Origin of the sequence: Flavobacterium sp. 1355, from assembly GCF_017833415.1 — a bacterium.
Lineage (GTDB): Bacteria > Bacteroidota > Bacteroidia > Flavobacteriales > Flavobacteriaceae > Flavobacterium.
This window is the reverse complement of the sequence record NZ_JAFICC010000002.1, coordinates 166887-193315: the sequence shown is the minus strand read 5'-3', so window position 1 is coordinate 193315 and position 26429 is coordinate 166887. Positions and strand designations below refer to the sequence as shown.

Below are 26429 nucleotides of genomic sequence, written 5' to 3'. Positions count from 1 at the left end.
CTTTGTCAAAGTTTAAAACTTTGACAAAGATTCTTGAAATTTTAGATTTTTTAGAATTTGATTTTGAATATTTCTATGTAAGAAATCTAAAATCTACAATACTATTTAGTTCTATTAGCGCTAATATAAGCCGCCATAGTTTCGATCGACTGGAAAATGGTTTTTCCTTCTTTCGGATCTACTAATTTAATTCCGTAATCTTTATCTAAAATCACGATCAATTCAAGTGCATCAATCGAGTCTAAACCTAAACCGTCTCCAAACAAAGGATCGTTATCTGCAATGTCTTCGATTGCGATATCTTCAAGATTTAGAGTGGTAATAATTTTATTTTTTAATTCTTCTTTTAATGCTTCCATGATTATTTATTATATAATGTATTGATATTTTCGTTTCTATATTTCTCGTTTTCCTCTTTGCTTATAAGGCAAAGAAAAGCTTTATAATTGTCATTAAAATACTCCACCCAACCGCACAAAACAGAATCAGCTTTATTTGTGTTTAACAGAATCTCCGAATACTTAGACAAAAATTCGGCGTTTAAAACATCAAATATAAAGAAAGAATTCTCACTTTTCAGCTGATGGCGAATACTTATTTCGCCCAGACAAATATTTGGCAGCGTATAAACAAAAACCGCCGGACTCGGAAAATAGTTTTCTTTGTCTGAAATCGATTCCTGATATTTTACATCGGTATCTAAACTGGATGATTTATTGGCCAAAACCAAAGCGATATTATTTTCCTGCTCAGTCAAAATTATCGGACTCAAAAGCAATTCAGAGCCTAAAAAAGCCAGTTTGCTCAAAGCATCCATTTTGAAAAACTTTGGATACTGTATTTCAAAATTACGATACGCTTGTTTAGAGAAATCACCAAAATCGGTTGGTTCAATTTTGAATAGAGAATTTCCGTTCAAAACAATTTCGTTGTTTTGGATAGTGATGTAGGATTGTATGTAGGTTTTGTTTTGAGTCATTTTATTTCTGACAGAGATTTTTAATATCTTTCTTTAAACTAATTTGTGAAAAAAGAACAGGAATATTCATTTTTTGATTTTCTTTAATCATTGTAAAATAAATGTCGTTTTTGTGTAAAATAAATATTCTACTTGTTTGAAATCTTGGATTAATAGCCAAATGATTAAGACTATTATAAATGATTAAATTTCCAGAATTTTTATGTTTTTCAAAACCTTTTTTTTCACAGTATTGATTAATGAGTAATTTATTTTCTTCTGCATTGTATTTGCTCACAATTTTACTTAGCCATTTTTCAGTTGCTTTTCTGTAAATTGTAAAGGCACAATATAAACTAAAAATAAAAAGCAGGTAAAACTCAATTCCAGTTTTTGAATAATCACGATAAGGATTAAAATAAACTACAAAAGGCATTAGAAATCCCCAGCTAAAAAATAGATATAAAGTTATTGTCCCAAATTTCTCAAGCCAATCTTCAGAATAGACTAATTTATTTTGTTCAATACTTTTTCTAATATTTAAATTTTTTAAACTTCTCATTTCAATTTCTCAAAAACAACCGCCGTATTACAACCTCCAAATCCAGAAGCCGTCTTCAAAAAATACTCAATAGTTGCCTCTTCATTTTTCTCAATAATATTTATTGTTTCGCTCACCCCAATTTCATCAAAACCTTTCGATTCAAAAAGTTTATTTTGATGGGCAGATTCAATCGCAATTACCGTTTCTAATAATCCCGAAGCGCCTAAGGTATGGCCGTAAAAACCTTTTAAACTATTTACCGGAACATTTTGTAAACCTAGGCGACTAAACGCAATAGCTTCCATTTCATCATTAAACGGAGTTGCCGTTCCGTGTGCAGAAATATAATCTAATTTATCGGCTTCAATCTGAGCTTCTTTCAAAGCATTCTGAATACTTCTGAACAAACCTTCACCGGTTCTGGACGGACCCGAAATATGATTTGCATCGTTTATTGAGCTGTCGCCGATTACTTTAATTTTAGCGTTTTTGGCTTCCGCCGAAATTAAAACGGCTGCCGTTGCTTCGCCCAAACTTACTCCGGTTCTGTTTTTAGAATACGGTTTGCAAGGCAAATCGCTCATGGCTTGAAATGCATTAAAACCGGATAAAACAAATTCTGAAACTTCGTCACCAGCCACAATAAAAATAGAGTCGTAAAGCTCTGACTGAATCATTCTTTTAGCAATAGAAACCGCTAAAATTCCGGAAACACAAGCATTTGAAACGACAATTGGCTGTGTCTGAAACTTGAAGAAATCTGAAATGTTTTTTGCCAGAACATCTAAATAGGCATTATTAAAATTTTCTTCAGAATCGTTTTTCAAAGCAGTAACATTTCCTTTTGTGGTAGAAAGTATAAAAGCCGTTTTAGAGTTTAATTCAATTCCTGAATTTTTGATAATCGGCTCCAAAGCCAAAATCATCATTTTTTCTAAACGTGAATATTTGGTTTCGGTGCTGATTTTAGCAAAAGCACTGTTTATTTTTTCATCATGAATAATCGAAGCATAAAATGAACTTGGCATCAAAGAAATATCATTATGAAGCTGAATACCAGAATCACCACGAAGAATCGCTTCGATGTTGGTTTCGACATCAAAACCCAAAGGCGTGATACAATTTGTTTCGGTTATGTATATTTCTCTTAACATTTATGATTTCTATTTCTCTCCTGCCAGGTTTCCAAAACCTTGTAGGCATTTATTTTAAAAACTTTATCTGAAAAAAATTTCACACAGATTTTGCAGATTAAGCGAATTTATATTATTTATTCGTGCAAGGTTTCCAAAACCTTGTAGGTATGCTTGATTTCATTTTACTAGTTTCTTTAAAACTTATACCTACAAGGTTTTGAAAAACCTTGCAGGTAATGAATTTAGTGTTCTATTTCGATAACCCGACTTTTCGTTTCCATTCCTCATAAAAAGGAGGATTTGTCAGCATTAAATTTCCTTCTTTATCTAAAAAAACCTGAACAGTTTCGCCTGTGCAGGCTACTTCGCCTTTCACATCTATAATTTTAAAACGGTAAATCATTTTTGCAGCCGGAGTGTCTACAACAGTTGTTTCGATTGTCACGACATCGCCGTAACGCAAAGACAATTTATGCTCGCATTTCGATTTTACGATTGGCGTTGTATAACCTGTATTGCCAATATCCAGATAAGTAAGTCCGTGTTTGCGTCCAAAGGCTTCACGCCCATCTTCAAAATAGGTGATATAATTGCCATGCCAAACGATTCCAAGCGGGTCAGTTTCGTTAAAACGAATTCTGATTTCGTGAGAAACGGTCAGGTGAGTCGCCTCGTTAAACTGTTCTTTTTTTCTTGTCATAAAATAATGCGATCCAGGTTGTAATTATAAAAAACAAAAACAATAAACTTATTTTCGGAATGATTTCTAATAGAGATGCGTTACGCAATAAAACATCATAAAAAGCGTCCAATCCCCAGTTCATTGGTGACGATTTTGCGATTATCTGCATGATTTTTGGCATGGCAAAAACCGGAACCCAAACTCCGCCCACAGCGGCTAAGATAATAACGCTTGTTGCGCCAAAAGGAGCCGATTGTTCCTGTGTACTGGCAACGGTTCCCAACAAAATTCCGAATCCGATTGCAGCAAAACCAGAAAATAACGCTACGACACTCATTAAAATCAAATGCCCTTCGATATTTAAGGAAGGCAAACCAATATGCGGAAATAGAAAAACAGCAACGGCAACCATCATATAAAACTGAATCATACAGATTACAGCATACGTAATCGTTTTTCCGATAATGACAATCAGATTAGAAACCGGATTGGTTAATAATCGAACAAATGTTCCTTGTGATTTTTCTTTTACTATATTGATAGACAACGGAAGTACGATAAAAAATATTGCAAAAAGCGTCCAGGCCGGTACATTATGCTGTACCGAATTTGGAAGAACTTCTTTGTCGTTTATTTTCGGAATTATTTCTTTAAAAGTAATAAAACTCTTTTGCTCGAATGAAGTAGTTCCTTCGCCTAACTGATTCTGAAAAGTCGTGTAAATAGATTTGGTTTCGATCTGCGAAATCATTTTGTCGATCGAACTCATCACAGCATTTTTAAAACTCATCTGAACCGCCGGGTCAAAATATAATTTCACTTCCTTTTCTTTGATTATTCGAGAAGGTGTAACTATTGCAGCACTGTCTGTCAAGCCCATACTGCTGACAATTTTTTCGACATTCTGGTCAATTTTGGCCTGCAAATCAGTACTTAAATGTTGCGGAATTACAATTGCTAATTGAAATTTTCCTTTGTAAACAGCTTCTTTTGCAATTTCTTCGGTAATTGGTTTGTCGTCAATTTGAGTAACTACATTAAATAAGCTGCTTTTTTCTAAATTGTCAAAAACGGTTTTAGAAACAGAACCTTTGTCATTATCAACCAATAAAATAGGAATTTTAGAATCACTAACGGTTTTAAAAGTACTGTCCTGAATTAAAGTAACAGTGATAACCAAAACCAAAGGCATGATAAATAAAATGATCAATCCGCCTAAATCTCTTTTTAGCAGAAGAAATTCTTTTACAACCGACATCCAAATTTTATATATCATCTCTAAAGTCTTTACCGGTTAATGAAATAAAAACATCTTCGAGATTTCTGGCTTCTTGTGTTGAATGAATTAAGCTTTCCGGTGATCCTTGTGCAAAAATTCTGCCTCTGTCTAAAATGGCTATATTGGAACAAAAATCTTCGGCTTCGGCCAAATGATGCGAAGTATAAATAATTGTTGTTCCGTTTTGGTTCAATACTTTCAGATAATCTATTATAGCATTTTTTGACTGAACATCAACACCAACGGTTGGTTCGTCCAAAAATAAAATTTTTGGATTGTGCAGAATTCCGGCAATAAGATTTACTCTGCGTTTCATTCCGCCCGAGAAGGTCTCAATACGCTTGTCTGCAAATTTCAGCAATCCTAAAAGGTCTAAAGTTTCAACTACTTTATCTTTTAAATCAGATCCTTTCAAGCCGTACATGCTACCAAAATACTGCAGGTTTTCTCTGGCAGTTAGTGTTGGATATAAAGCATATTCCTGCGGCACAACGCCAATAATTTTTTTGATTTTTTTAGAATGATTTGCATAGTTCAGATCATAAATAGTAAAATGACCGGCAGTCGGTTTTACCAAACCGCAAAGCATAGAAATCAAAGTTGTTTTTCCGGCACCATTTGGGCCTAGTAGCCCAAAAATTTGTCCTTCGTATATGTTTAGCGAAAAATCATTCAAAGAATACATTTCTGCATTTTTGTATTTTTTCGAAAGGGATTCTATTTTAATAATGGGATTCAAAATATTAGCTGATTGCTTTTTTTAATTTCTTAAAAAAGATTTCTTCTCTGTTGGCAATGTCCAAAAGTTCATCGGCAATAGTGTTGTAAGCATCTTCTTTGGCACTTCTGTTTTTGTAGATTCTAGAAGCTTCAACGGCAAAATCTCTCCATGAATCTCCAATTTGTGTCATTTCTTTAGAAAGTATTTTTAGTTCTTCATTATTTAAAATAACTGAAGCTTCCTGTAAAAATGCCGCATAAATAAAACGGAAACCTCCGCCGCCGGTACCGATTTCTTCCTGCATCCGAACCATTTGTGCCAGATAATGGTTGGCTTTTTTTGTTCCGTGTTTTAATGGCCATTTTCGAATTTGTCTCGATACGAATTTGATTCCCCTTACACCGACAATTGGCATTGGGGCGAGCATATCGCGACACGTATTTTTAATTCCTTTAATGATGGCACTTTTCAAATCTACGGTTCCCGGAATCTGAATGGGATAATACATTTGTCCGCGTGGTGCAAAAGCACCTTTTGCAAAACGTACTTTGTCTAATTCATCATGCGTTAAAGTAGTAACGGTTTCCATAACCGGGTCACTTACCAAATAATCTGTTTCTGTTTTGCCATAAACGACTAAATTGTGTGCATTGAAATGAAAACGGTATTCATCGGGAAAATAACTCAAATGATAAACCCCAACCTGCAATCCCGTTGGGATATTGTTTTTTAAATTTTCGTCTAAAGCTTTATTTGCATTTGAAACCGAAGAAAATTTTTGTCTTTTTATTTTTAAATTTAACCGGCTTGCCAGTTTATTAAAGATTTGTCCCGGCAATGTTCTGTAACTAATTGCAGGAGCATGGTTTACTTTTATAAAAGGGAGATACACGAAAAAAAGTCCGGAACCAATACCAAAAACCATCGGTTCACTGATATTCAGTCCGCTGTTTTTTAACAAATTCGAAGCCACCCCGTTTTCGCAGTGAGCAGATTGATGGTGCGTAAAATTTAATTGCATTATTCTGTTTTGATATTTTTTAGTTCAGCTATTGATATTTCAAAAGCGTCGGCATATTTCTGTAAAATTTTATCACTTAAGGTAGCAAAATTTTTTGGTTTAAAATGTCTTTTTACACGCCATTTCCACAATCCAACATAACTTGCCAAAATCGTCAGATCCATTTTGTTGACTTCCATAAAATAAACAATAGGACTTACTTCGCCGTTTAAAACTTGTTGTCTGGCTTCGGCAATTCGCTCATTTATTTCATCAATAGAATTTGCAAGCGCTATTGTTTTGGGCTCCCATCCTGTACTTAACGTTGTGGTATAATTGCCATTTTCGTCAGTTGCGTATAAAAGTTCTTTTACGTTGTTTTTCGTTAAATTGCTCGTGTCTTGTGGTACTTTATCTTTTTCCATAAAGGTTTGGTTTTCGAGTGGAATTATTTTAATATAGCCGAAATTGTCTTTTGAATAAACAAATTAATTTCGCACTCCAGAAGTATTTTTTCTCCGAGGAAACTTTCGCAGCTCATTGTGCATAAAGTATAATCACCGCCATCAAATTTAGAAACCAAATTTGCTCTGGTTATAATCGTATCATAAGCTTTTGGCAGTTCGTGTATTTTGAGGTTTTTTATTGCGCTTATAAAACCAATTATATTGATGTCTTCATTTTCTGTTCCGTTCTCGTTAAAAAAATATTTTTTTCCGACTATAGCAGAACAGGTTTGTGCTGTATTTTCTATTAAACCAGCTTCGATAAAAACATCATTATTAACAAAAATATTGTCTTCTTTTATCAGGAAAACTGTTTCTACAAAATTGGCTTCTATATTCAAAATCAAATCTACCATAAGCAACGGTGCTCTGTGCGGCAGGTAATTCTGAATATCAACAGCAGTTCTCATACAAATATTATTTAGCTATAACGGTTTTCATTTGTCCGTTTGCAATTTCTTCATTGTTTAAAGTCGTTACGATATCAACCAAAGTAATTCCGGCAAATTCCTGAATAATAGTTACTGTAGACTGGATCGTATCATTTATTTTTGGTAATTTTTTAATCTCAATTTCTTTTATCGAACCAATATAGCCTGTTGGAGCTTTTTCATTTCGTAAAAAAAACTCATACCCGGTATGCAAGGCAACAGACTGTGCCATATGCTCAATTAAACCTGCTTCCAGAAAAATATCATTATCAAAAAATATATTATCGTTCTGAATTTTTAAACCTGAAACTAATGTGTTTTTAGTAAACGAATACATTTTGTCTACCATCACAAAAGGAAACTTTTGCGGCAGTAAATTTTCGACAGCTTCTTTTTCCAGTAAAGATATTTCCATTAGCAAACGGTTAAATACGCATATGCAAAAGAGAATCTTCCGCTTTCCGGAACTGATAAAAGAATTTTTTCTCCCTTTTTCAACTTTCCGGAATTCATTAATTCTTCTAAAGCCAAATAGATAGAAGCAGACCCAACATTTCCAACTCTCGAAAGGTTCATGAACCATTTTTCATCAGCCATTTCAATTCCTTTTTCAATTAATCCTTTTTTCAGCCCTTCTACAAAAAAATTTGAAGAAACGTGAGGAATAAAGTACTGAATCTGGTCAGGGGTAATATTGTTTTTACTCATGGCATCTCTCATACTTTCCGCTCCTTTAGCAAGTATAAATTCATCCAATAATTTTACATCTTGTTTTATGGCAAAAACAGATTCGTTTAGCCATTCTTCCGGAGCATAATCACTCCATGATTTAATTTCACCGTTTTCTAATTTTTCACCTCCGGCATACATGCAGGTCTCTAATTCATAAGCATATGAAAAAGCCTCCATCCATTCTATTTTTAATGAAAATTCACCTTTAGGTTTATTTTCCAATAAAAAAGCACCGGCGCCGTCAGAGAGCATCCAACGCAAAAAATCTTTTTTGAAAGCAATAATTGGCTGTTCTTCAAGGTTTTTTAGATTCGTTGCTTCGTGATTGTATTTTTGGGCCAAAAGCCATGTCGATACTTTTTCAGATCCTGTGCAGATAGCATTTTTTGAATTTCCGGATTTCACAGAAAGGAAACCAAATTTTAATGAATTCATTCCGGCGCAGCAAACTCCTGTTGATGAGTTTAATTCTACCGATTTATTTTTTAGTAGACCATGTACCATCGCTGCATGCGATGGAAGGAAAATATCAGGTGTTGAGGTTCCGCAGGAAAGTACTTCAAGATCCTGGGCTGTAAAGTTTTCATCAAATAATTGTTCAACAGCATTTCGGGTTAATTCCGCATTGCTGTGTGTACTTTTTCCTGTTTTATCGACTGCGTAATATCGGCTTGTAATTTTATTATTGCGCAAAATAATACGTCGTGCTTTTGACGCAGTATCGTTGATAAGGCCTAAAAAACTTTCCATTTCCTCATTTGAAACAGCTTCGTTGGGCAAATATTTTGCAGCTTTGGTAATATATACTTCAAACATAATCTAATTTCCTTCTAAACTCCCTGATAATATTGAGTTTCTCTTTTTATGGTTTTTAACTTAATGGGATATGTAATAAGGTGCAATATATATACTATTGGTGAGATTAACCATATTGCGAGGAATAAATAAACATTAAATACTTTAAGAAGTGTTTTTCTGTTTTTTTGATTTTTATAAATAAGGTTTGACCATTTATTAAAAATTTTATTCGCCGTTTTATCTACTGTCACCAAATACGAACTTATATAGACGCCACCGAGCGCTACTAATTTGGGCTGTAACTCACTTAATTTATTTTGTTTAAAAGCAGAAAGCATTGCTTCTCCAAATTTATCCGATTCCTGAATGTCCTTGTCTGAAACGCCGGGAAGTGGAAAAATACCTAAATATTTTTTCTTAACCCCAGAAAACATCCATTCTACAATTGTAATAACGCTGATTAAATTTCCTACACGATCAACCAAAGCTACATTTCCTACCAATTCGGCGTTGGCCTCTTTTAATAAAACTTTGATTTTTTCCTGCGCCATAATCCACATGTTTCTCGAACCGCTAATGGTTATAACAGGTGTATTATTCAGTATTTTTTTTGCGGAATCACTTTTTAAAAATGAGTTTATCGGAATAGACGGTGACAAATACCAAACCTGATAATGAAATAATACTAAGTCAAATTTTGTATTTACTATTTCTTCAGGCACAGGTTTTAATTCTCTTGGAATCTGAAGAAAAGATTCTGGAAAAGCATCAAAAAATGACGTTTTGTCCCACGGAAACGGAAATGGTTTTTCTAATTGTATTTCGTAAAAAGTTACATTTATTTCATCAGAATTTAAGAATGGTTTTGCAATATTTTTTGCAATAGATTCTAATTGTCCGGATTGGGAATAATAAATAACAAGAACATTTTTCATTTAGGTTTCATCTTTGGTGGAAAGCAAAAATAGGTATTTTTTTTTAACGGACTTTTGATTTTAAGATTCGTTTACTTATTGTTGTTTTACAAAAAAGTGATCTTACGGCAGATTTAACTAGTTGAAGAAATTATGATTTAAAGTGGTTCCAGAAATCAAAATAATTGAACCACTGCAAAGGATACTTATGTATAATGTTTTCTACACTTTGTGTGTATTCTTTGAGTAAACCCTTTTCGTCACGATGTTTCACGGCTGCTTCTCTGGCATATAAATGATAATGTAAATTTGGCTCTTTCATTACATAAACAAAAACAACAGGAACTTTTAGTCTCGAAGCAATCAAAAATGGTCCGGCCGGAAAGTTGGCCTCTTCGTTCAGTATTTTTTCAGAAAGAGATTTGGTGCCTTCAAAGTAGCGATCTCCTGTAAAACAGACCAATTCATTGTTTGCCAAAGCCGCATTGATTTCAAAAATATGAGATAAGTCGTCTTTTATGATAATAAATTTTACGGTAGGTTTCTGAGTGATCGTTTCGAGATATTTTTTGATATCAGAATGTTCTAAGTCTGTGGTAACAAGATTGATTTGGAAATCAAGATCTATATCGCCAAGAAAATGTTCTGCAATTTCAAAATTTCCAACATGTGCACTGATCAAAACGCCCCCTTTTTTTTCGGCTAAGAGATTTTTCAGAATTTCTATTCCATCAAATTCATAAGTAAATCTGTTTCGCATTCCTGCAGAAATAGAAATTTTGTCAATAATAGTTTGTCCAAAAGTGTAGTAACTTCTGAAAACCATTTTTTTGGATTTAAAATAGGAATATCCGAGCCTTTCTTTGAAATAATAAAAAATGACGCGATTGCTTTTCTTTAGGAATAAAAAATAATAGGAGGCAACAAAATAAAGTAAAACATACGCCGATTTGATACCCGCTTTTTTTATTAAAAAAACAAATATTCTATAGCCTAAAACGGTACCTTTTGATTTGCCATCCCATTGGTTCATTAAGCAGTTTTAGCTTTTAGTTTGGCTTCAATAAGATCATAGAAATTTTGAAAAGTAGCGATTCCGACAAAATCAGCTTCAACCAGTTTTACACCAAAATTAGATTCAATAGAAACCACCAAATCTACATAATCCAAGCTATCTAAACCTAGTGTATCTTTTAAATTAGCGTTTGGTTCAATATCATCGCCATCAACCTCAAATTCTTCAACCAAAAAACTATTAATTCTTTCTATTATTTCTTCTTTATTCATCACTTCATTTAAACTTTTTAACTACCAACGCAGAGTTGGTTCCTCCAAACCCGAAGGAATTGGACAAAAATATGTCAAATTTTTTGTTTAACGTAGTTTTAACTAAATTTAATTTCGAAGCGTCTTCGTCAGGATTTTCCAAATTTATGTTAGGTGCAATGAAATCATGCTGCATCATAATTATTGAGTAAATTATTTCGCTTGCTCCAGCCATCCAGCATTCGTGTCCGGTCATAGATTTTGTAGAACTAATGTGAGGATTTTCTTCGCCAAAAACTTCAAAAATTGCTTTTGCTTCGTTAGCATCCCCAACAGGAGTTGATGTGGCGTGTGCGTTTATGTAGCCAATGTCTGATGCTTTTAGGTTGGCATCATCAAGTGCTCTTTGCATCGCGATAGAAGGGCCTTCTACATTTGGGGTCGAAATATGGCCGCCGTTTGATGAAAAACCGTAACCGGCAACTTCTGCAATAATATTGGCGCCGCGGGCAATTGCAGATTCATAACTTTCTAAGATCAGAGTTGCTCCTCCGCCACTTGGGATTAATCCGTCACGTCCTGAATCAAAAGGCCTTGAGGCTTTTTCAGGACTGCTTTCACGATTAGAGAAAACGCCTAAACCATCAAAACTGGTCATGGAATATTTGTTGGTCTCCTGCGAACCCCCACAGATAATAATATCCTGAAAACCGCCTTTAATTAAAAAATAGGCCAATCCGATAGAATGCGAACCGCTGGCGCAGGCAGCACTTACTGTCAAATTGATTCCTCTAAGTTTAAATATCGTAGATAAATTCATGGTTACCGTAGAATTCATCGATTTAAAAATCGCACCTGAACCAATCAGTGCCGTGTCTTTTTTCTCACGGACAATATCTGTAGCATCAATAATAGCTTTAGAAACACTATCATTGCCATACATAATTCCAACTTCGCGGCTTTCAAAAAAAGCATCATCGATGTTGGCGTTCTTCAGGGCTTCTATAGTAGCCATATAAGCATATTCGGTTTCTTCACCTATGCTCATACGTTGTCTGCGGGTCAATAAATTTTTCAGATCGACTTTAGGAACTACTCCGGTTAAGGCAGACTGAAAACCAAATTCTTTTCTTTCAGGATCAAACTGAATTCCGGATTTTCCATTATATAAAGATTCCTTCACTTCATCTAAAGAAGTTCCGATACAAGAATAAATTCCCATTCCAGTAATTACAACTCTCTTATTCATCGTCTTCAAAGTAATTTTTTAATCCATTAAATGTAAATTTTAATATTTACCTAATGGTTATTTAAGAATATATTCCTCCGTTTATATTGATAATTTCGCCAGTAATGTAGCTTGCTTTTTTAGAAATCAAAAAGCTTACCAAATCTGCGACTTCTTCGGCTTCTCCAAAACGGTTGACCGGAATAAGTTTTAGTAATTCTTTCTCGTCTAACTGGCTCGTCATATCTGTTCTGATAAAACCGGGCGCAACTGCATTTACCGTAATATTTCTTTTGGCAACTTCCTGAGCCAAAGCTTTTGTAGCAGCAACAATTGCTCCTTTTGCAGCAGAATAGTTGGTTTGGCCGGCTGTACCTTTTACTCCGGAAACAGAAACCATGTTTACAATTCGCCCGTATTTGTTACGCAGCATTTTCTGAATGAAAAACTGTGTTACATTAAAGAAACCGTTCAGACTTGTATTTACAACCCCATTCCAGTCTTCGGGGGTCATCCACATAAAAAGACCGTCTTTTGTAATTCCTGCATTGTTTACAATTGCTTCAACAATGGCATCCGGATTTGCTTCCTGCCATTTTATTAAAGTTTGTTGTACGTCATCGAAATTCGAAACATCAAAGCCTAAAATTTCTCCTGTTGCTCCCAGTTTCTGGATTTCCTGAAGTGTTTCTTCGGCAGCAGTTTTATTAGAGTGATAATTAATCAAAATATGATAATCGGCCTCAACGGCTAATTTTTTACAAATAGCACTTCCAATTCCTCTTGAACCGCCTGTTACTAATACACATTTCATTTATCAGGTTTATTTTTTATAGGTTACAAATAATATCGTCTTTTTTTGGCTTGCAATAAAGTCGACTTTTATTTATGTAAATTTATTTTTTACTTCTTTTTTGCAGCTGATTTTTTTACTGTTTTAGCAGTTGGTTTTGCTTCTTGTTTTGTTTCCTGTTTAGGTTTTTCAGCAGCAATTTCAGCAACATAATTTTTTTCTGATTTCGAAAATACTTCTGCGTTTTCAAACCACTGGTTGCCCAGAACAGTTCCGTCAGGTTTAAGAAACCCCCATTTACCTTCATTTTTCACACGGGCAATACCATTGATAAAACCTTTGTCCTGTTGCACAAAAAGAGCAATTACAAATCCGTTTGAAGTTATGCCGTATTGTGTTGGAATTACTAATTTTCCTGCTTCATTAATAAAACCCCAATTACTTTCTTTTACTGGTGCTAAACCATTTGAACTGAAAACTTCTGCATCACTGTAGGTTGGCTCAATCACAAATTCTGCTTTTGGATTGATATATCCCCATTTTGAACCTACACAAACCGGAGCTAAATTTTTCGAGAAAGCTTTTGCTTTATCATATATAGGAGTAATTACCCAATTTCCTTTTAAGTCAATGAATCCAATTTTTCCGTTCTTTTTGGCAAAAGTCAAATCTTGTGTTTCAAAATCCCAGATTTTTTCTGCTCCGTCAACCGGAATAAATTTTCCGGCACTTACAATTCCAAAAGTTTTGTCTTTTCTGGCCCAGGTTGTGTTTTTAAAATAATTTCCGATTTCAGAATAAGCAGGCTCAACTAATTCTTTTCCTTCGGTATTTATAATTCCCCAGTTTTTATTAAGTTCAACTCTTGCAAAACCATTCTCAAACGGTTTGATCTGATCGTACTTTGGTTCTAAAACAATGGACATTTTGTTGTTAATTAATCCAACTTTATTGTTTTGTCTGATGAAAGCAACACCGTTATTAAAATCAAATAACTTATCAGAAGCAGGTGCTTTTTGAATTTCTCCTTTTGTGTTGATATAAACCCACTCCTTATCTTTTTGTACAATTGCTATTCCGCTGTTAAAATCTTTCGCATCTTTAAAATCTGCCGGAATTGCCCAGGCACCTTTTGTATCAATGAAACCCCATTTTCCGCCGTTTTCGACAGCAGCCAGACCATCAGAAAAACTTTTGGCAGATTTGTATTGAGGCTCAATTTTAAAAGAACCGTCTTTGGAAATATATCCAAATTTTGAATTCTTTTTAACTAATGCCAGTTCTTGACTATTAACAAATTGAATACATACCAGCAACAAAAAAATAAGTGTTTTTTTCATGATTTAAAATTCAATTAATAATGTGATAAAAGCTTAATTATTGATCAAATGATCTTTTACTTTCTGAACAAAAGGATACATTACCTGATCTTCCTTAAATTCCGGAATAATATTTCGTACATCATCGTACCATTTTCTGGTTACTGACGAAATTTTATCTTTCTGATTTAAATAATCAATTGCCTGAACGATTGTAATCATTTCGATACTCAAAACTTCAAATGCATTTTCGATTACTTTTGAGGTAATTACCGCTGCATTTGTCCCCATACTTACAATGTCCTGATTGTCATTGTTATTAGGAATACTGTGTACATACATTGGGTTGGATAACATTTGGCTTTCTGCAGTTGTTGAGGTTGCTGTAAACTGAACGCCCTGCATTCCGAAATTAAATCCTAAAGTTCCTAAGTTTACGAACGGGGGAAGAATTTCGTTGATTTTTGAATTCAATAAATAATTCAACTGACGTTCTGCCAACATGGTTAATTTCGTAATCACGATTTTCAGTTTGTCCATTTCAAGCGAAATATAATCGCCGTGGAAATTTCCTCCGTGATAAACATGTTTGTTTTTTACGTCAATAATCGGGTTGTCATTTGCCGAGTTAAATTCGTCTTCTAAGATAGACGCAACGTTATTTATGGTTTCTAAAACCGGTCCCAATATCTGAGGCACGCATCTTAGTGAATAATATTCCTGAACTTTTTCCTTGAAAATTTCTTCTGTATTTTCTCCGGAATATAAATGGTCTTCTCTTTTACGGATCAAGGTACTGTCAGAAAGATTCTGTCTCATTTTTGCAGCTACTTCCTGTTGTCCTTTATGACGTTTTGTTTGGTTTAATTCTTCAGAAAAATGATCATCATACGCCTGAACCAATTCGTTTATAGCACAAGAACATTTTAATGACCAGTCTAATAATTTATTGGCATGGTAAACATTTACCACTCCAATTCCTGTCATAACCGAAGTTCCGTTGATCAGGGCAAGACCTTCTCTAATTTCAACCTGAATAGGTTTTAATCCTTCGATTTCAAAAACTTCCTGGGTTGGTCTTCTGTCTCCTTTGTAAAAAACTTCACCTTCGCCAATTAAAACCAGGGCTAAGTGTGATAATTGTACTAAATCTCCACTGGCACCCACTCCGCCATGCTCGAAAATTAATGGCGTAATATCTCTGTTTATAAGTTCTGCCATCAAATGAATAACAGAAGGGTGCACGCCTGAATTTCCTAATGAAAGCGTATTTAATCTTGCTAAAATTGCTGCTTTTGCACAAACAGGGCTCAAAGGTTTTCCTGTTCCTGATGAGTGGCTTCTGATTAAATTATATTGTAATTGTATCTGGTCAGATTCTTTAATACGATATTGAGCCATTGGCCCGAAACCTGTATTTACGCCATAAATAACTTTGTTTCCTGAAAATTCTTTTAAGAAATTAAAGCTTTCATTTACTCTGTTTAAAACAATATCGCTGACTACAACCTTATTATTTCCAAAGATAATAGACTCAAATTCTGATAAACTTAAATATTCATTAATTGTATTCATTAAATCGTTTTTGATTGTGCTAATTTAATTTTATTTATCAAAATAAATGTAGTTATTTTGATGATGGCAAATGTAAGTTAATAAATTATAACATTTCTAATATGACACAGGAGTTTGTAGATGTTTTAATCATAGGCGCAGGACCTTCTGGATGTGTTTCTGCATCATATCTTCATAAAAATAATGTTAAGATAAAAGTTGTAGAAAAAACAAAATTTCCAAGGCTTGTTGTTGGGGAAAGCCTTATTCCGCGGGTTATGGATCATTTTGCTGAGGCTGAACTGTTTGAAAGCCTTGATGCGATGAATTTTGAAAAAAAACTGGGCGCACGTTTTATAAGGAAAGAGGAAATTTGTGTTTTTGATTTCAGCAAAAAATTTGGTGAAGGCTGGGACTGGACCTGGCAGGTGCCGAGAGCCGATTTTGACAACACAATGGCTCAGGAAATAATTAGAAAAGGAATTGATCTGGAATTTGAAACAGAAGTTCTGGAAGTTTCTTTTGAAGGGAAAAATTCAAAAACTATTGTAAAAGATAAAGACGGAAATTTAAAGGAAATCCACGCTAAATTTATAATTGATTCCAGCGGATACGGACGTGTTTTGCCACGACTTCTGGATTTGGATACGCCTTCTAAATTAGATCCTCATTCTTCTATTTTTACGCATGTAAAGGATATAAACAGACCAGAAGGAGAAGAAGGAACTCAAATTTCATTTGATATTTTAGAAACCGAAGTCTGGTTATGGGTAATTCCGTTTTCTAACGGGAACACAAGCCTGGGTGTAGTAGGGCCAACCGATTTCATCAATTCACTTTCAGAAAATAAAGATAATGCGGAGGCTTTAAAAAATGCTATTCAGTTATCCGATTATTATATTAAAAGATTTAAAGGCACCGAATTTTTATTCGAGCCGGTCAAATTAGAAAATTATTCGAGAGCCGTAAAAAGAATGTACGGTGATGGTTTTGCCTTAACGGGAAACAGTTCTGAATTTTTGGATCCTGTTTTCTCTTCCGGAGTTGCTTTTGCAACAGAATCGGGAATGCTTGCAGCCAAATTATACCTAAAAGAGTCGCAGGGAATTCCTGTTGACTGGGAGGTTGAATTTACAGAATATATGAAACGCGGTATCGCTGTTTTTACTACTTACGTGAAAGAATGGTACACCGGAAATCTTCAGACTTTATTTTTCCATCAGCCGGAAAATCCCGATGTAAAAGAAAAAATTTGTGCTGTTCTCGCAGGTTATGTCTGGAATGAAGAAAATCCTTTTGTAAAAAAACATGACCATGTAATCCAGAATATGGCCTATTTACTCAATATGCAAAAAGAACAAAGCCCTGAATAATCAGGGTTTTTTTGTCTGAAAAATTGTATTTTTGTTGAACCATTATTTTTGGCAAAAGTATTAATCCGTATTTTACACTACCATTAGGTGTGATACCTATTCTATTTTTATTCCTTAATTATTATCTTTGAGCTATGAGTACAGTAATAAAACCAAATCATATAGGGCGAAAAATAAGCCGTATTCGTGAACTAAAAGACATGAAACAAGAAGCTCTTGCACAAGCTTTAGGAACAAATCAACAAGCTATTTCGGCAATGGAAAACAGTGAAAGTGTTGATGAAGAAAAACTAATTCAAGTTGCAAAAGCACTTGGCGTAAGCGTTGAAGCAATTAAGAATTTTTCAGAAGAAGCAATATTTAATATTATTGGAAATACAATCAATAATAATGATAATGCATCAATGAATTCAAATATTCAATATCAACCAACATTTAATCCCCTTGATAAAGTTGTTGAATTATATGAAAGATTAGTTCAGTCGGAAAAAGATAAAGTGGAATATTTAGAAAAATTAATGAAACTGAAATAAGATTATAGATCAAGAAGCACGATTACTTTCTGCTATTAGGCTTCTTTTTATCTTTAGATGCAAGAAGTAAAAGGTAAGATAATATATCAAGAATTAGTTCTATCATGAAATCAAATATAAAAGACCCTAAAATTTAGGGTCTTTTTCATTTATATATTATTTGTAAGCTTTTTTCAGAATCATTTTTGAAAGCGATTTTGCTGTTTTGGCGTATCCTTCTCCAATTCTGGTTTCGTTGTTAAAGTTATTTCCCCATTGATCTCCTGGAGCATCAACACTGGTAATTTCAAGTAATACATTTGATTTGTTTGCAGTTTCAACAAACTTCAAATTGGTCGTTACTTTTGCATGCTGTTTCATAATTCCCGCATCCCAGCCCGGATAAATCCAAACGGTTTTTACAATTAAAGTATAAGGTGTGTTTAATCCTTCCTGAAAATTTATCTCTTTACCCGCTTTTGTCATTACAATGTTTCCTATCTCTAAAAATTTTGGAGTCCAGATTTGATCCTTAGCAACAATCCATCTTTTCTCCCAAAGATTTCCGTTTCCTTTTGCTTTTTTATCTAAATCAGCCTTATGTTCTTCAACATATTGTGCTTCAGCTTTGTTTTCTTTCATCATAGTAAAATTACTATAATCAAATTCGGTGTTGATTTCTTTTTGATCTTTTAAAAAGTCGAAATTTCCATGAACAATATTCATTTCCTGGGCAAATAGTGCTCCTGAAAAAAAGAAGCATGCAATAATTAGTTTTTTCATTTTTTTATTAAGGTTAATTTTTGGGACTAAAATAAATTAAAACAATCGATAAAAAGCTTTTTATTCTTGTTAAATTTTAATTATAAGATTATTACGCTGGAGGTCTGTATAAAATAATTAAAGCAATCCAAATATCTTATCCATTACAACCCATTTCTCACCCGGTTTTGCCCAGGGCAATGCCTGCTGAAATTTCCACATTAAGGTTTCCCATTCCTGGACTTTTTCATTGTTGGCATCCATTTTTGATTTTTTATCAAATGTAAAATCAGCATCGGCTTCAATTATCATGAATAATCTATTTCCGGAGCAATAAATATCCAGAACAGTAATTCCCGAGTCTTTAATACTTTTTACAATTTCAGGCCAGACATTTTGATGAAGTTGTTTATACTCCTCAATTAATTTTTGGTCCTCTTTTAGATCTAAGGCTAAGCAAAATTTTTGTGTGGACATAAAAAAAGTTGGATTTTGTTTTTTCTAATAAATGAAATAAGACAAAAAAGACCGTCGTTTACAGACAGTCTTTTATGCTTCAAAAAATAATATAGTAAAAAATTATACTACCAGAATTTAACGTACAACGCTACAATAATCAATAATGTAATTACGATTAAAACTGTAGTTTGTGGTTTTACTTTAAACATTTCAGAGTCAATTTCAAACGCTTTAGGATTTACTTTTGGACCAGCAAAACTGATTAAGATCATCGCCAGCATAGTAAAGAAGAATGATAATCCCATACAAATATGGAACGGAATTTCGAACGCACCTTTTCCATTAGGATAAGCTGTGTATAATAAAGTTTCGTTTCCGAATAAGGCAGGTGCATATTCGTTGAATAATACAGATAAAACAAATCCTAAAATTACACCAACGATTGCAGCAGTTCCTGTTGTTCTTTTCCAGAACATACCAAGGAAGAACATTGCAAAAACTCCAGGGCTAATAAAACCTGTATATTTTTGGATGTAAGTGAATCCACCAACACCGCCAATTCCTAAAACATCATTCCATGTAAATAATACAGCTAAAAGCATTGCAGCAAAAACGGCAATTCTACCAATATTTACCTGTTGTTTTTCTCCGGCTTCTTTCTGGATGTATTTTTTATGAATATCTAATGTATAAATCGTAGAGATACTGTTTACTTTTCCGGCCAATGAAGCTACAATTGCAGCCGTAAGTGCCGCTACAGAAAGTCCTTTTAAACCAGTTGGCAAGAAAGTCAATACGGCAGAATAAGCTCCGTCTTTTCCTCCAACCAATTGAGGTAAATGCCCGTTTTGGTATAAAACATAAGCAGCGATACCAGGTAACATTACGATTAATGGCATTAATAATTTTAACATACCGGCAAATAAAATACCTGTACGGGCAGTTTGCAAGTCGGCACCCAAAGCCCTTTGTGTAATGTATTGGTTACATCCCCAATAGTTTAAGTTGATGATCCAGATACCGGCAACATAAGACATTAAACCAGGAAAAGTTAAATATTTATCGATATCCAGCTGCGATGAATTGGCAGTTGGTCTTGGTATAATCATTTTGAAATGCTCAGGAGCTTCTTTCATTAAAACCTTAAATCCTGCAATTGCATTTTCTCCAACTCCAAAATACTGTCCAACAGTTGTTAAAGCGATGTATGAAGTTACCAAACCTCCGATAATTAAAACCGCAACCTGAATAACGTCAGTATAAGCCACAACTTTCATACCTCCTAAAGAGATGATTAAAGCAAATACAGCCAGACCAACCATAATTACGTGAAGATATTCTCCTCCGGCAAGACCGTTAATAGCAACAGCTCCTAAATATAAGATGGAAGTTAAGTTTACAAATACATATAAAAACAACCAGAAAACGGCCATAATCAATGCAGTCGATTCGTTATAACGTGTTTTTAAGAATTGTGGCATGGTGTAAATCTTATTTTTAAGATATACGGGAATAAACCAAACGGCTACGATGATCAAAGCTACAGCAGCAAGCCACTCATAAGCAGCAACGGCGATTCCAAGAAAGAAACCTTCACCGCTCATTCCTATAAATTGTTCAGCTGAAATGTTTGAAGCAATTAATGAAGCTCCAATAGCCCACCACGTTAAGTTTCCTTCTGCCAAAAAGTAAGCTTTCGCATCGTGTTCGTCTTTTTTACGCTTACTGTAAACTGTGTAACCGTAGACGGAAACAACGATGAAATAAATAATAAAAACCGCATAATCTGCGAGAGCAAGGTTCTGGTTCATTGTTAGTCTTTTAAAAATTAGTAAAGGTGATTGTTTGTTTATTTTTAAGGTTTGTAATTTTTGAAAATCTCAAACTATTGTTTTTATTAATTAACTCGGTTTTAAATATGATATGTGTTTTTATTCTGTTATATTTTTGAGAAAAAAAACAACAGAATCCAAAAGTAAAATAAAAATCTAAATTGACACCATTTACAAATGTGTTTTTAACATTTATAAACGGATATTATGTTAAATTTGATTTTTTAGATCGCTTTGGCAGTACTTTTATAATGTACATCTGATAATTTTCTCAATATCTCAGCACTTTTTTCCGGTGTAATATCTCTTTGAGATTCTCCCAGCATTTCATATCCAACCATAAATTTCTTAACCGTTGCAGATCGTAATAAAGGCGGATAAAAATGCATATGGAAATGCCATTCAGGATGCAATAAGCCATCTGTAGGAGCCTGATGAATTCCTGACGAATACGGAAAAGAGGTGTTGAATAAATTATCGTATTTTGAGGTTAACTGTTTTAATATTTTGGCATAAGAGGTAACCTCTTCATGAGTTAAATCAGTAATTCTTCCGAAAGTTCTTTTGCTTATAATCATCGTTTCATAAGGCCAGATTGCCCAAAACGGAACCAGCGCTACAAAATGCTCGTTTTCGATTACTATACGTTCTCCGGATTTTAACTCTGCCTGAAGATAGTCTGCCAGTAATGTATTGTTGTTTTTGTCAAAATAGGCTTTTAGGCTGTTTTGTGTTTTTTCAACCTGCGTAGGCAATGATGATTGTGCCCAGATCTGACCGTGCGGGTGCGGGTTGCTGCATCCCATCACACTTCCTTTATTTTCAAAAATCTGAACGTGGTTGATATATTTGATGTTTCCTAGATCGGTGTATTCTTTTTGCCAGGTTTTGATGATGTTCTCAATTCCGTCAATACTCATTTCGGGTAGAGTAAGGTCATGCCTTGGAGAAAAACATACCACACGAGAAATTCCGCGTTCCGGCTGTGCCTTAAAAAAAGTATGTTTAATATCTTCCTCAAACATAATTTCGTCCTGCTTCATGGCAGCAAAATCATTTTCAAATACAAAACTGCTTTCGTATTTCGGATTGTTCATTCCGTTGGCGCGAACATTACCCGGACATAAATAACAAGTTTCGTCGTATTTTGGCAATTCTTCTGTAGAAATGATTTCGTTTTGTCCCTGCCAGGGACGTTTTGCACGATGAGGTGAAACCAAAACCCATTCGTTAATTAGCGGATTAAATCGTCTGTGAGGATCCTCGTTGATGTCAAAATTTTTCATTGTCGTTGTAGTGGTATTAAAATAGTGTTGTTCCGTTTGAGATTTTTACATCATAAAATTTTAATTCAATCCCAAATGTATCTAAATAAAGATTTGAAAACTTATTTTTTACCTCATTTTCATGACCTTTTTTTATTAAATTTATGGTACATCCACCAAAACCCCCACCCATTAAGCGGGAACCAATTATAGCGTCATCTGCTTTTGCAGTGTCTACTAGCATATCGAGTTCGGCACAGCTTACGGCATATTCCTGAGATAAACCATAATGAGTTTCAAAAAGCAATGCTCCCAAAAGCTCAATGTTTCCGCTGTCTAATGCTTCGCAGGCTTTTATGACACGGTTAATTTCTTTCACTACAAAATGCACTCTTTTAAACACAGTCGGATTCATTTTATCCTCAATGCTTACAAGCTGCTCCTCAGTACAATCCCTGAAACTTTTTATTTCAGGAAAATGATTTTTAATGATGGCCAATCCTTCTTCACATTCAATTCTTCTTGTATTATATTCTGACGTAAAAAGCGAATGTTTGACATTGCTGTCCATCAAAATCAAAGAATAATCTTTAAAATCGGCATTGTGATATTCAAACTCTAAGGTATTACAATCTAATTTTATTACTTTGTTCTCAAGGCCATGAACGCTTGAAAACTGATCCATAATTCCGCAATTGATACCAACCCAGTGTTCTGCTTTTTGGCCTAATAATGAAATGTCTACCTTTTCTATTTTCAGGTTAAAGAGTTCTTTTATTCCGAAAATCATTCCACACTCCAAAGCTGCCGAAGACGACAATCCGGAACCAACCGGAATATTGCTGCTAAAAACACAGTTGAAACCTTCAAAAGAAAAACCATTATCCTGCAATTGTTTGATAACACCAAGAATATAATTGGTCCAGACCACATCGCTTAGTTTTATTTGCTGCGTCAGATCAACTTCAAGCTCTTCGTTTAGATCAATGGCAATGACCTTGGATTTTTTGGTGTTGTTTTTTTCAAAAGCAAAACAAATTACTTTGTCAATTGCCGCCGGTAAAACATATCCGTCATTATAATCAATGTGTTCTCCAATTATGTTGATTCTTCCTGGAGAAAGTACAATTTTTTGAGGTGTGGAACCAAAAGATTTCTCAAAAAATGCCGTTGTGTTTTGTATTAGAATGTCATTCATTATTTTGGAATTGTAGGTGTGTTGTTCTTGTTTTATTAGTTTAAATTTTCAAATCTGTAAACTGTTTTCTGCATGTATTCTTCTCCTTTTTTGAGAACAGAATTCGGAAAACGTTTGTGATTTGGTGCATCAGGGAAATTTTGCGTTTCAAAACAAATTCCGCTTGACGGATGATAAGCTGTGTTTTCTTTTCCTTTTAATGTATCAAAGCAATTTCCTCCAACATAAATATGTACACTTGGCTGATCGGTATAAACACTCATTTGCAGATTGCTTTTTGCACTGATTAATTTTGCGATAACTTCTGTTTTTGAGTTTACAACAAAAGAATTATCAATCGGAAACGGACATTTTTTTGGTGTTCTAAAATCAAAATCGTGATTCAGAAGATCAATTAAATTTCCCGTTGGAATATTATTTTCATCTGTCTCCAGCATTTTTGCAGATTTGATAAACATTTCATGGTCCAAAACATTAGAGTCATGACCGTTGAGGTTAAAATAACTGTGATGCGTCAGATTAATAACCGTATCTTCCGTTGTGGTGGCTTTGTATTCTAATTTTAATTCGTTTTTTTCTGTGAGCGTATAAGTTAAGTACACGTGTAACTCTCCCGGAAAATTCTCATCGTAATCGTCACTTAAAAGTCCAAAAGTAATCGAGGGATTTTCGCCCGAAGTGATATCAGTAACATTCCATGCCTTTCTGCCAAAACCAAAATTACCACCATGCAAAGTATTGCCATTATTATTGGGAGAAAGCTGAAAAGTTTTATCATTTATTTTGAAAGATGCATTGTGTATTCTTCCTGCATAACGGCCAACTGTTGTACCAAAATAAGGGGCACTTGGCAAATTATAAGAGTCCAGGTACGCCTGCAGATTGTCAAAACCTAAAACAACATCGACAATTTTACCATTTGATAGCGGAATTTGTAATGAAGTTACTGTTGCTCCATAATTGATAATCTGAGCTTTCATTCCATTTTTGTTGGTTAATTCAAAAGAATAAATTTCTTCCTTATCTGGCATTATACCAAACAATTTATAACCAGATAGATTCTGAAAATGCGATTTATGTTTTATTTCCATGCTATTTTTATCAAAAATGAAATCCAAAAATAGAAACATTTCAAATATTTGTATACCAGTACCTACCAGTTTTTGTATATTGCAGCAAAATTCTAATTTTTATGAGCGTAATTTCTGTACAAAATAATATCGGCCAGCCAAAATATAAGCAGATAATTCTTTCAATTGAGAAAGCAATTGAAGATGGAAAACTTTTAAAAGGTGGCAGACTTCCATCGGTAAATAAAGTCTGTCTGGAATTTTCCTTGTCGCGCGATACGGTTTTGCAAAGCTATGACGAACTCAAAAAAAGAGGAATTATTTATGCAATTCCAGGCAAAGGCTATTATGTAAAAAGCGTTGAAACTACTATAAAACAAAGGATTTTTTTACTTTTTGATGAATTGAATATTTTCAAGGAAGATATTTATAATTCGTTTTTAAAGAACATCGGAAAGAATGTTCAGGTCGATATTTTCTTTCATCACTTTAATGTCAAAGTTTTTCAAAAACTGATAAATGACAGTAACGGAAATTATACCAAATACATAATTATGCCGACCGACTTAAACGATGTAGTAGATTCTATAAAAACCCTACCAGTAAATGAAGTAATCATACTGGACCAGACCAATCCGCAATTAAAATCATACCCGGCAATTTATCAGAACCACAAAAAAGATATTTTTGAAGGTTTGCTAAAAGGAAAAACCAGATTAAATAAATATAAAAAGCTTATTCTGATATTCCCCGGATTTAGGGAACCGCTCGGGATGAAATTGGGGTTTGAAGATTTCTGTACTGAATATAATTTTGAGCACGAAGTAATAACTGAATTCGCAGCAAGGGAAATTACAACAGGCGATTTGTACATTATACCCAACGATCGTGATCTTGTAAATGTCATTGAAAATGCAAGAAAGCAAAATTTGAAATTAGGTAATGATTTTGGAATTATTTCTTATAATGAAACGCCACTGAAAAAAATTGTTGCCAGCGGAATTACTACGATTTCTACTCATTTTGAAGCTATGGGAAAAATTTTGGCCGAAATGGTTCTTAAAGGGAAAAAAGAACAAATTGAAAATAAGTCATCATTGATCCTGCGAAATTCGTTGTGAATAATTTGTTTGTTTTTAATTAAATGTTTCGTTATATGGCAATCAAAAAACTTTTTGTTTGATATATCCTCGTCTTTTTGATAAATAAAATAGAAAAACAATTTCTTGTTTTTGTGAAATTATTTTACTTACATTTGCAAATGTAAATTCTACACTTATTATTCGTTTGGTGTTTTTTAGTAAACAGAATGAGCCTGTTTTATAATTTAACCTCCGCACAAAATAAAAAACTACTATCAATTAAACCACAACCACTTTAACATTAAACTTAAAAAAGAGAAAACATGAAATTTTTTATAGATACAGCCAATTTAAAAGATATTAAAGAAGCAAACGATTTAGGAATTTTAGACGGAGTAACCACAAATCCGTCATTGATGGCCAAAGAAGGAATTACAGGTGCACAAAATATATTGGACCATTATGTAAAAATTTGCGAATTAGTTGACGGTGATGTGAGTGCCGAAGTTATTTCGACTGATTTTGAAGGCATGATCGCCGAAGGAGAAAAATTAGCAGCGCTGCATCCGCAGATTGTGGTAAAAATCCCGATGATTAAGGATGGCGTAAAAGCCATTAAGTACTTTTCGAATAAAGGCATCAGAACCAATTGTACTTTGGTATTTTCTTCTGGACAAGCCCTATTGGCGGCCAAAGCCGGAGCAACTTATGTATCGCCTTTTATTGGCCGTCTGGATGATATTTCTACAGATGGAATGGCACTGATTGAAGAAATCAGATTAATATATGATAATTATGGTTTTGAAACACAAATCTTAGCAGCTTCGGTCAGAAACGTTATGCATATTATAAATTGTGCCAAAACAGGATCTGATGTTATAACCGGACCGTTGAGTGCAATTGAAGGTTTATTAAAACATCCGCTTACTGATATCGGATTGGCTACTTTCCTGGCAGATTACAAAAAAGGAAACAGCTAAAAAGATTTTTTTTTATTTACCAGTAGTTTTATTGT

29 protein-coding genes are annotated in these 26429 nt (G+C 34.0%); 4 read left to right on the top strand and 25 right to left on the bottom strand.

The annotated features are described in order from the left end of the window. Positions 1-101: 101 nt before the first annotated feature. The 19 genes from JOD96_RS03265 to hutH all read right to left on the bottom strand — a co-directional run bounded on the left by JOD96_RS03265 (position 102) and on the right by hutH (position 15882). Positions 102-359 carry a phosphopantetheine-binding protein gene (locus tag JOD96_RS03265; RefSeq protein ID WP_017496902.1) on the bottom strand — a complete coding sequence of 86 codons (258 nt, stop codon included), beginning with the start codon at positions 357-359 and terminating at the stop codon, positions 102-104. A gap of 2 nt (positions 360-361) precedes the next feature. Continuing rightward, positions 362-979: a 3-oxoacyl-ACP synthase gene (locus JOD96_RS03260; RefSeq protein WP_209562836.1), complete on the bottom strand. Its 618-nt coding sequence runs from the start codon at positions 977-979 to the stop codon at positions 362-364. A gap of 1 nt (position 980) precedes the next feature. Beyond that, entirely contained in the window at positions 981-1520 is a 540-nt protein-coding gene (locus tag JOD96_RS03255; RefSeq protein WP_209562835.1) for a hypothetical protein, read from the bottom strand. Next, on the bottom strand, positions 1517-2656 hold the full coding sequence (locus JOD96_RS03250) for a beta-ketoacyl synthase N-terminal-like domain-containing protein (RefSeq protein WP_209562834.1): 1140 nt from the start codon (positions 2654-2656) through the stop codon (positions 1517-1519). Before JOD96_RS03250 ends, JOD96_RS03255 begins: the two co-directional genes overlap by 4 nt. A gap of 232 nt (positions 2657-2888) precedes the next feature. Continuing rightward, a complete protein-coding gene (locus JOD96_RS03245) occupies positions 2889-3338 on the bottom strand; it encodes an acyl-CoA thioesterase (RefSeq protein ID WP_209562833.1) in 450 nt (149 codons plus the stop codon). After that, complete coding sequence (locus JOD96_RS03240) at positions 3313-4596, bottom strand: ABC transporter permease (RefSeq protein WP_209562832.1); 1284 nt, start codon at positions 4594-4596, stop codon at positions 3313-3315. Before JOD96_RS03240 ends, JOD96_RS03245 begins: the two co-directional genes overlap by 26 nt. After that, positions 4586-5284, bottom strand: coding sequence for an ABC transporter ATP-binding protein (locus JOD96_RS03235; protein WP_209563018.1), 699 nt, complete (start codon positions 5282-5284; stop codon positions 4586-4588). The genes JOD96_RS03240 and JOD96_RS03235 overlap by 11 nt, the downstream gene beginning before the upstream one ends. 58 nt (positions 5285-5342) lie before the next feature. Next, positions 5343-6341 carry a BtrH N-terminal domain-containing protein gene (locus JOD96_RS03230; RefSeq protein WP_209562831.1) on the bottom strand — a complete coding sequence of 333 codons (999 nt, stop codon included), beginning with the start codon at positions 6339-6341 and terminating at the stop codon, positions 5343-5345. Beyond that, positions 6341-6745, bottom strand: coding sequence for a hypothetical protein (locus JOD96_RS03225; RefSeq protein WP_209562830.1), 405 nt, complete (start codon positions 6743-6745; stop codon positions 6341-6343). The genes JOD96_RS03230 and JOD96_RS03225 overlap by 1 nt, the downstream gene beginning before the upstream one ends. A gap of 23 nt (positions 6746-6768) precedes the next feature. Next, the gene (locus JOD96_RS03220; RefSeq protein WP_209562829.1) at positions 6769-7236 is read right to left on the bottom strand and encodes an ABC transporter permease; all 468 of its coding nucleotides are present in this window, start codon (positions 7234-7236) and stop codon (positions 6769-6771) included. A gap of 7 nt (positions 7237-7243) precedes the next feature. Continuing rightward, positions 7244-7672 (bottom strand): hypothetical protein, encoded by a 429-nt coding sequence (locus JOD96_RS03215; protein WP_209562828.1) that lies wholly within the window; start codon positions 7670-7672, stop codon positions 7244-7246. Beyond that, complete coding sequence (locus JOD96_RS03210; protein ID WP_209562827.1) at positions 7672-8805, bottom strand: beta-ketoacyl-ACP synthase III; 1134 nt, start codon at positions 8803-8805, stop codon at positions 7672-7674. Before JOD96_RS03210 ends, JOD96_RS03215 begins: the two co-directional genes overlap by 1 nt. A gap of 14 nt (positions 8806-8819) precedes the next feature. Continuing rightward, complete coding sequence (locus JOD96_RS03205; RefSeq protein ID WP_209562826.1) at positions 8820-9722, bottom strand: dialkylrecorsinol condensing enzyme DarA; 903 nt, start codon at positions 9720-9722, stop codon at positions 8820-8822. 130 nt (positions 9723-9852) lie between these two features. Next, a complete protein-coding gene (locus JOD96_RS03200; RefSeq protein WP_209562825.1) occupies positions 9853-10734 on the bottom strand; it encodes a lipid A biosynthesis acyltransferase in 882 nt (293 codons plus the stop codon). Beyond that, positions 10734-10988 (bottom strand): acyl carrier protein, encoded by a 255-nt coding sequence (locus tag JOD96_RS03195; RefSeq protein ID WP_209562824.1) that lies wholly within the window; start codon positions 10986-10988, stop codon positions 10734-10736. Before JOD96_RS03195 ends, JOD96_RS03200 begins: the two co-directional genes overlap by 1 nt. A 4-nt stretch (positions 10989-10992) precedes the next feature. Beyond that, positions 10993-12216 (bottom strand): beta-ketoacyl-[acyl-carrier-protein] synthase family protein, encoded by a 1224-nt coding sequence (locus JOD96_RS03190; RefSeq protein WP_209562823.1) that lies wholly within the window; start codon positions 12214-12216, stop codon positions 10993-10995. A gap of 61 nt (positions 12217-12277) precedes the next feature. Next, positions 12278-13009, bottom strand: a complete 732-nt coding sequence (gene fabG, locus JOD96_RS03185; protein ID WP_209562822.1) for a 3-oxoacyl-ACP reductase FabG — start codon at positions 13007-13009, stop codon at positions 12278-12280. Between the two features lie 89 nt (positions 13010-13098). Continuing rightward, complete coding sequence (locus JOD96_RS03180; RefSeq protein WP_209562821.1) at positions 13099-14328, bottom strand: WG repeat-containing protein; 1230 nt, start codon at positions 14326-14328, stop codon at positions 13099-13101. Positions 14329-14361: 33 nt separating this feature from the next. Beyond that, positions 14362-15882, bottom strand: coding sequence for a histidine ammonia-lyase (hutH, locus tag JOD96_RS03175; protein ID WP_209562820.1), 1521 nt, complete (start codon positions 15880-15882; stop codon positions 14362-14364). 101 nt (positions 15883-15983) lie between these two features. Between hutH and JOD96_RS03170 the strand changes: the two genes are divergently transcribed. Both JOD96_RS03170 and JOD96_RS03165 read left to right on the top strand, forming a co-directional pair. Then, on the top strand, positions 15984-17234 hold the full coding sequence (locus JOD96_RS03170; protein ID WP_209562819.1) for an NAD(P)/FAD-dependent oxidoreductase: 1251 nt from the start codon (positions 15984-15986) through the stop codon (positions 17232-17234). Between the two features lie 134 nt (positions 17235-17368). Further along, a complete protein-coding gene (locus tag JOD96_RS03165; RefSeq protein WP_209562818.1) occupies positions 17369-17767 on the top strand; it encodes a helix-turn-helix domain-containing protein in 399 nt (132 codons plus the stop codon). Positions 17768-17923: 156 nt separating this feature from the next. Here the strand turns inward: JOD96_RS03165 and JOD96_RS03160 are convergent, their stop codons facing one another. From JOD96_RS03160 to JOD96_RS03135, 6 genes are all read right to left on the bottom strand, one after another. Beyond that, positions 17924-18529 carry a hypothetical protein gene (locus JOD96_RS03160; protein ID WP_209562817.1) on the bottom strand — a complete coding sequence of 202 codons (606 nt, stop codon included), beginning with the start codon at positions 18527-18529 and terminating at the stop codon, positions 17924-17926. Between the two features lie 117 nt (positions 18530-18646). Continuing rightward, positions 18647-18985 (bottom strand): L-rhamnose mutarotase, encoded by a 339-nt coding sequence (locus tag JOD96_RS03155; RefSeq protein ID WP_209562816.1) that lies wholly within the window; start codon positions 18983-18985, stop codon positions 18647-18649. 107 nt (positions 18986-19092) lie between these two features. Further along, entirely contained in the window at positions 19093-20778 is a 1686-nt protein-coding gene (locus tag JOD96_RS03150) for a sodium/sugar symporter (protein ID WP_209562815.1), read from the bottom strand. Positions 20779-21023: 245 nt separating this feature from the next. Further along, a complete protein-coding gene (locus tag JOD96_RS03145) occupies positions 21024-22085 on the bottom strand; it encodes a UDP-glucose--hexose-1-phosphate uridylyltransferase (protein WP_209562814.1) in 1062 nt (353 codons plus the stop codon). 16 nt (positions 22086-22101) lie between these two features. After that, complete coding sequence (gene galK, locus JOD96_RS03140) at positions 22102-23262, bottom strand: galactokinase (RefSeq protein WP_209562813.1); 1161 nt, start codon at positions 23260-23262, stop codon at positions 22102-22104. 35 nt (positions 23263-23297) lie between these two features. Then, complete coding sequence (locus JOD96_RS03135) at positions 23298-24353, bottom strand: aldose epimerase family protein (RefSeq protein ID WP_209562812.1); 1056 nt, start codon at positions 24351-24353, stop codon at positions 23298-23300. A 101-nt stretch (positions 24354-24454) separates the two neighbouring features. On the opposite strand from JOD96_RS03135, the gene JOD96_RS03130 reads away from it, so the two are divergent. Continuing rightward, on the top strand, positions 24455-25453 hold the full coding sequence (locus tag JOD96_RS03130) for a GntR family transcriptional regulator (RefSeq protein WP_209562811.1): 999 nt from the start codon (positions 24455-24457) through the stop codon (positions 25451-25453). A 284-nt stretch (positions 25454-25737) separates the two neighbouring features. Next, positions 25738-26394: a fructose-6-phosphate aldolase gene (gene fsa / locus JOD96_RS03125; RefSeq protein ID WP_209562810.1), complete on the top strand. Its 657-nt coding sequence runs from the start codon at positions 25738-25740 to the stop codon at positions 26392-26394. The last annotated feature ends 35 nt before the right edge of the window (positions 26395-26429 follow it).

Coding starts and splice junctions, on each gene's coding strand:
- JOD96_RS03230 (WP_209562831.1), bottom strand. CDS start 6,341: ATGCAATTAAATTTTACGCACCATCAATCTGCTCACTGCGAAAACGGG.
- JOD96_RS03195 (WP_209562824.1), bottom strand. CDS start 10,988: ATGAATAAAGAAGAAATAATAGAAAGAATTAATAGTTTTTTGGTTGAA.
- JOD96_RS03255 (WP_209562835.1), bottom strand. CDS start 1,520: ATGAGAAGTTTAAAAAATTTAAATATTAGAAAAAGTATTGAACAAAAT.
- fsa (WP_209562810.1), top strand. CDS start 25,738: ATGAAATTTTTTATAGATACAGCCAATTTAAAAGATATTAAAGAAGCA.
- galK (WP_209562813.1), bottom strand. CDS start 23,262: ATGAATGACATTCTAATACAAAACACAACGGCATTTTTTGAGAAATCT.
- JOD96_RS03215 (WP_209562828.1), bottom strand. CDS start 7,672: ATGGAAATATCTTTACTGGAAAAAGAAGCTGTCGAAAATTTACTGCCG.
- JOD96_RS03135 (WP_209562812.1), bottom strand. CDS start 24,353: ATGGAAATAAAACATAAATCGCATTTTCAGAATCTATCTGGTTATAAA.
- JOD96_RS03130 (WP_209562811.1), top strand. CDS start 24,455: ATGAGCGTAATTTCTGTACAAAATAATATCGGCCAGCCAAAATATAAG.
- JOD96_RS03165 (WP_209562818.1), top strand. CDS start 17,369: ATGAGTACAGTAATAAAACCAAATCATATAGGGCGAAAAATAAGCCGT.
- JOD96_RS03250 (WP_209562834.1), bottom strand. CDS start 2,656: ATGTTAAGAGAAATATACATAACCGAAACAAATTGTATCACGCCTTTG.
- JOD96_RS03180 (WP_209562821.1), bottom strand. CDS start 14,328: ATGAAAAAAACACTTATTTTTTTGTTGCTGGTATGTATTCAATTTGTT.
- JOD96_RS03190 (WP_209562823.1), bottom strand. CDS start 12,216: ATGAATAAGAGAGTTGTAATTACTGGAATGGGAATTTATTCTTGTATC.
- hutH (WP_209562820.1), bottom strand. CDS start 15,882: ATGAATACAATTAATGAATATTTAAGTTTATCAGAATTTGAGTCTATT.
- JOD96_RS03265 (WP_017496902.1), bottom strand. CDS start 359: ATGGAAGCATTAAAAGAAGAATTAAAAAATAAAATTATTACCACTCTA.
- JOD96_RS03170 (WP_209562819.1), top strand. CDS start 15,984: ATGACACAGGAGTTTGTAGATGTTTTAATCATAGGCGCAGGACCTTCT.
- JOD96_RS03200 (WP_209562825.1), bottom strand. CDS start 10,734: ATGAACCAATGGGATGGCAAATCAAAAGGTACCGTTTTAGGCTATAGA.
- JOD96_RS03150 (WP_209562815.1), bottom strand. CDS start 20,778: ATGAACCAGAACCTTGCTCTCGCAGATTATGCGGTTTTTATTATTTAT.
- JOD96_RS03155 (WP_209562816.1), bottom strand. CDS start 18,985: ATGTCCACACAAAAATTTTGCTTAGCCTTAGATCTAAAAGAGGACCAA.
- JOD96_RS03240 (WP_209562832.1), bottom strand. CDS start 4,596: ATGATATATAAAATTTGGATGTCGGTTGTAAAAGAATTTCTTCTGCTA.
- JOD96_RS03145 (WP_209562814.1), bottom strand. CDS start 22,085: ATGAAAAATTTTGACATCAACGAGGATCCTCACAGACGATTTAATCCG.
- JOD96_RS03245 (WP_209562833.1), bottom strand. CDS start 3,338: ATGACAAGAAAAAAAGAACAGTTTAACGAGGCGACTCACCTGACCGTT.
- JOD96_RS03160 (WP_209562817.1), bottom strand. CDS start 18,529: ATGAAAAAACTAATTATTGCATGCTTCTTTTTTTCAGGAGCACTATTT.
- JOD96_RS03225 (WP_209562830.1), bottom strand. CDS start 6,745: ATGGAAAAAGATAAAGTACCACAAGACACGAGCAATTTAACGAAAAAC.
- JOD96_RS03210 (WP_209562827.1), bottom strand. CDS start 8,805: ATGTTTGAAGTATATATTACCAAAGCTGCAAAATATTTGCCCAACGAA.
- fabG (WP_209562822.1), bottom strand. CDS start 13,009: ATGAAATGTGTATTAGTAACAGGCGGTTCAAGAGGAATTGGAAGTGCT.
- JOD96_RS03235 (WP_209563018.1), bottom strand. CDS start 5,284: ATGTATTCTTTGAATGATTTTTCGCTAAACATATACGAAGGACAAATT.
- JOD96_RS03260 (WP_209562836.1), bottom strand. CDS start 979: ATGACTCAAAACAAAACCTACATACAATCCTACATCACTATCCAAAAC.
- JOD96_RS03220 (WP_209562829.1), bottom strand. CDS start 7,236: ATGAGAACTGCTGTTGATATTCAGAATTACCTGCCGCACAGAGCACCG.
- JOD96_RS03205 (WP_209562826.1), bottom strand. CDS start 9,722: ATGAAAAATGTTCTTGTTATTTATTATTCCCAATCCGGACAATTAGAA.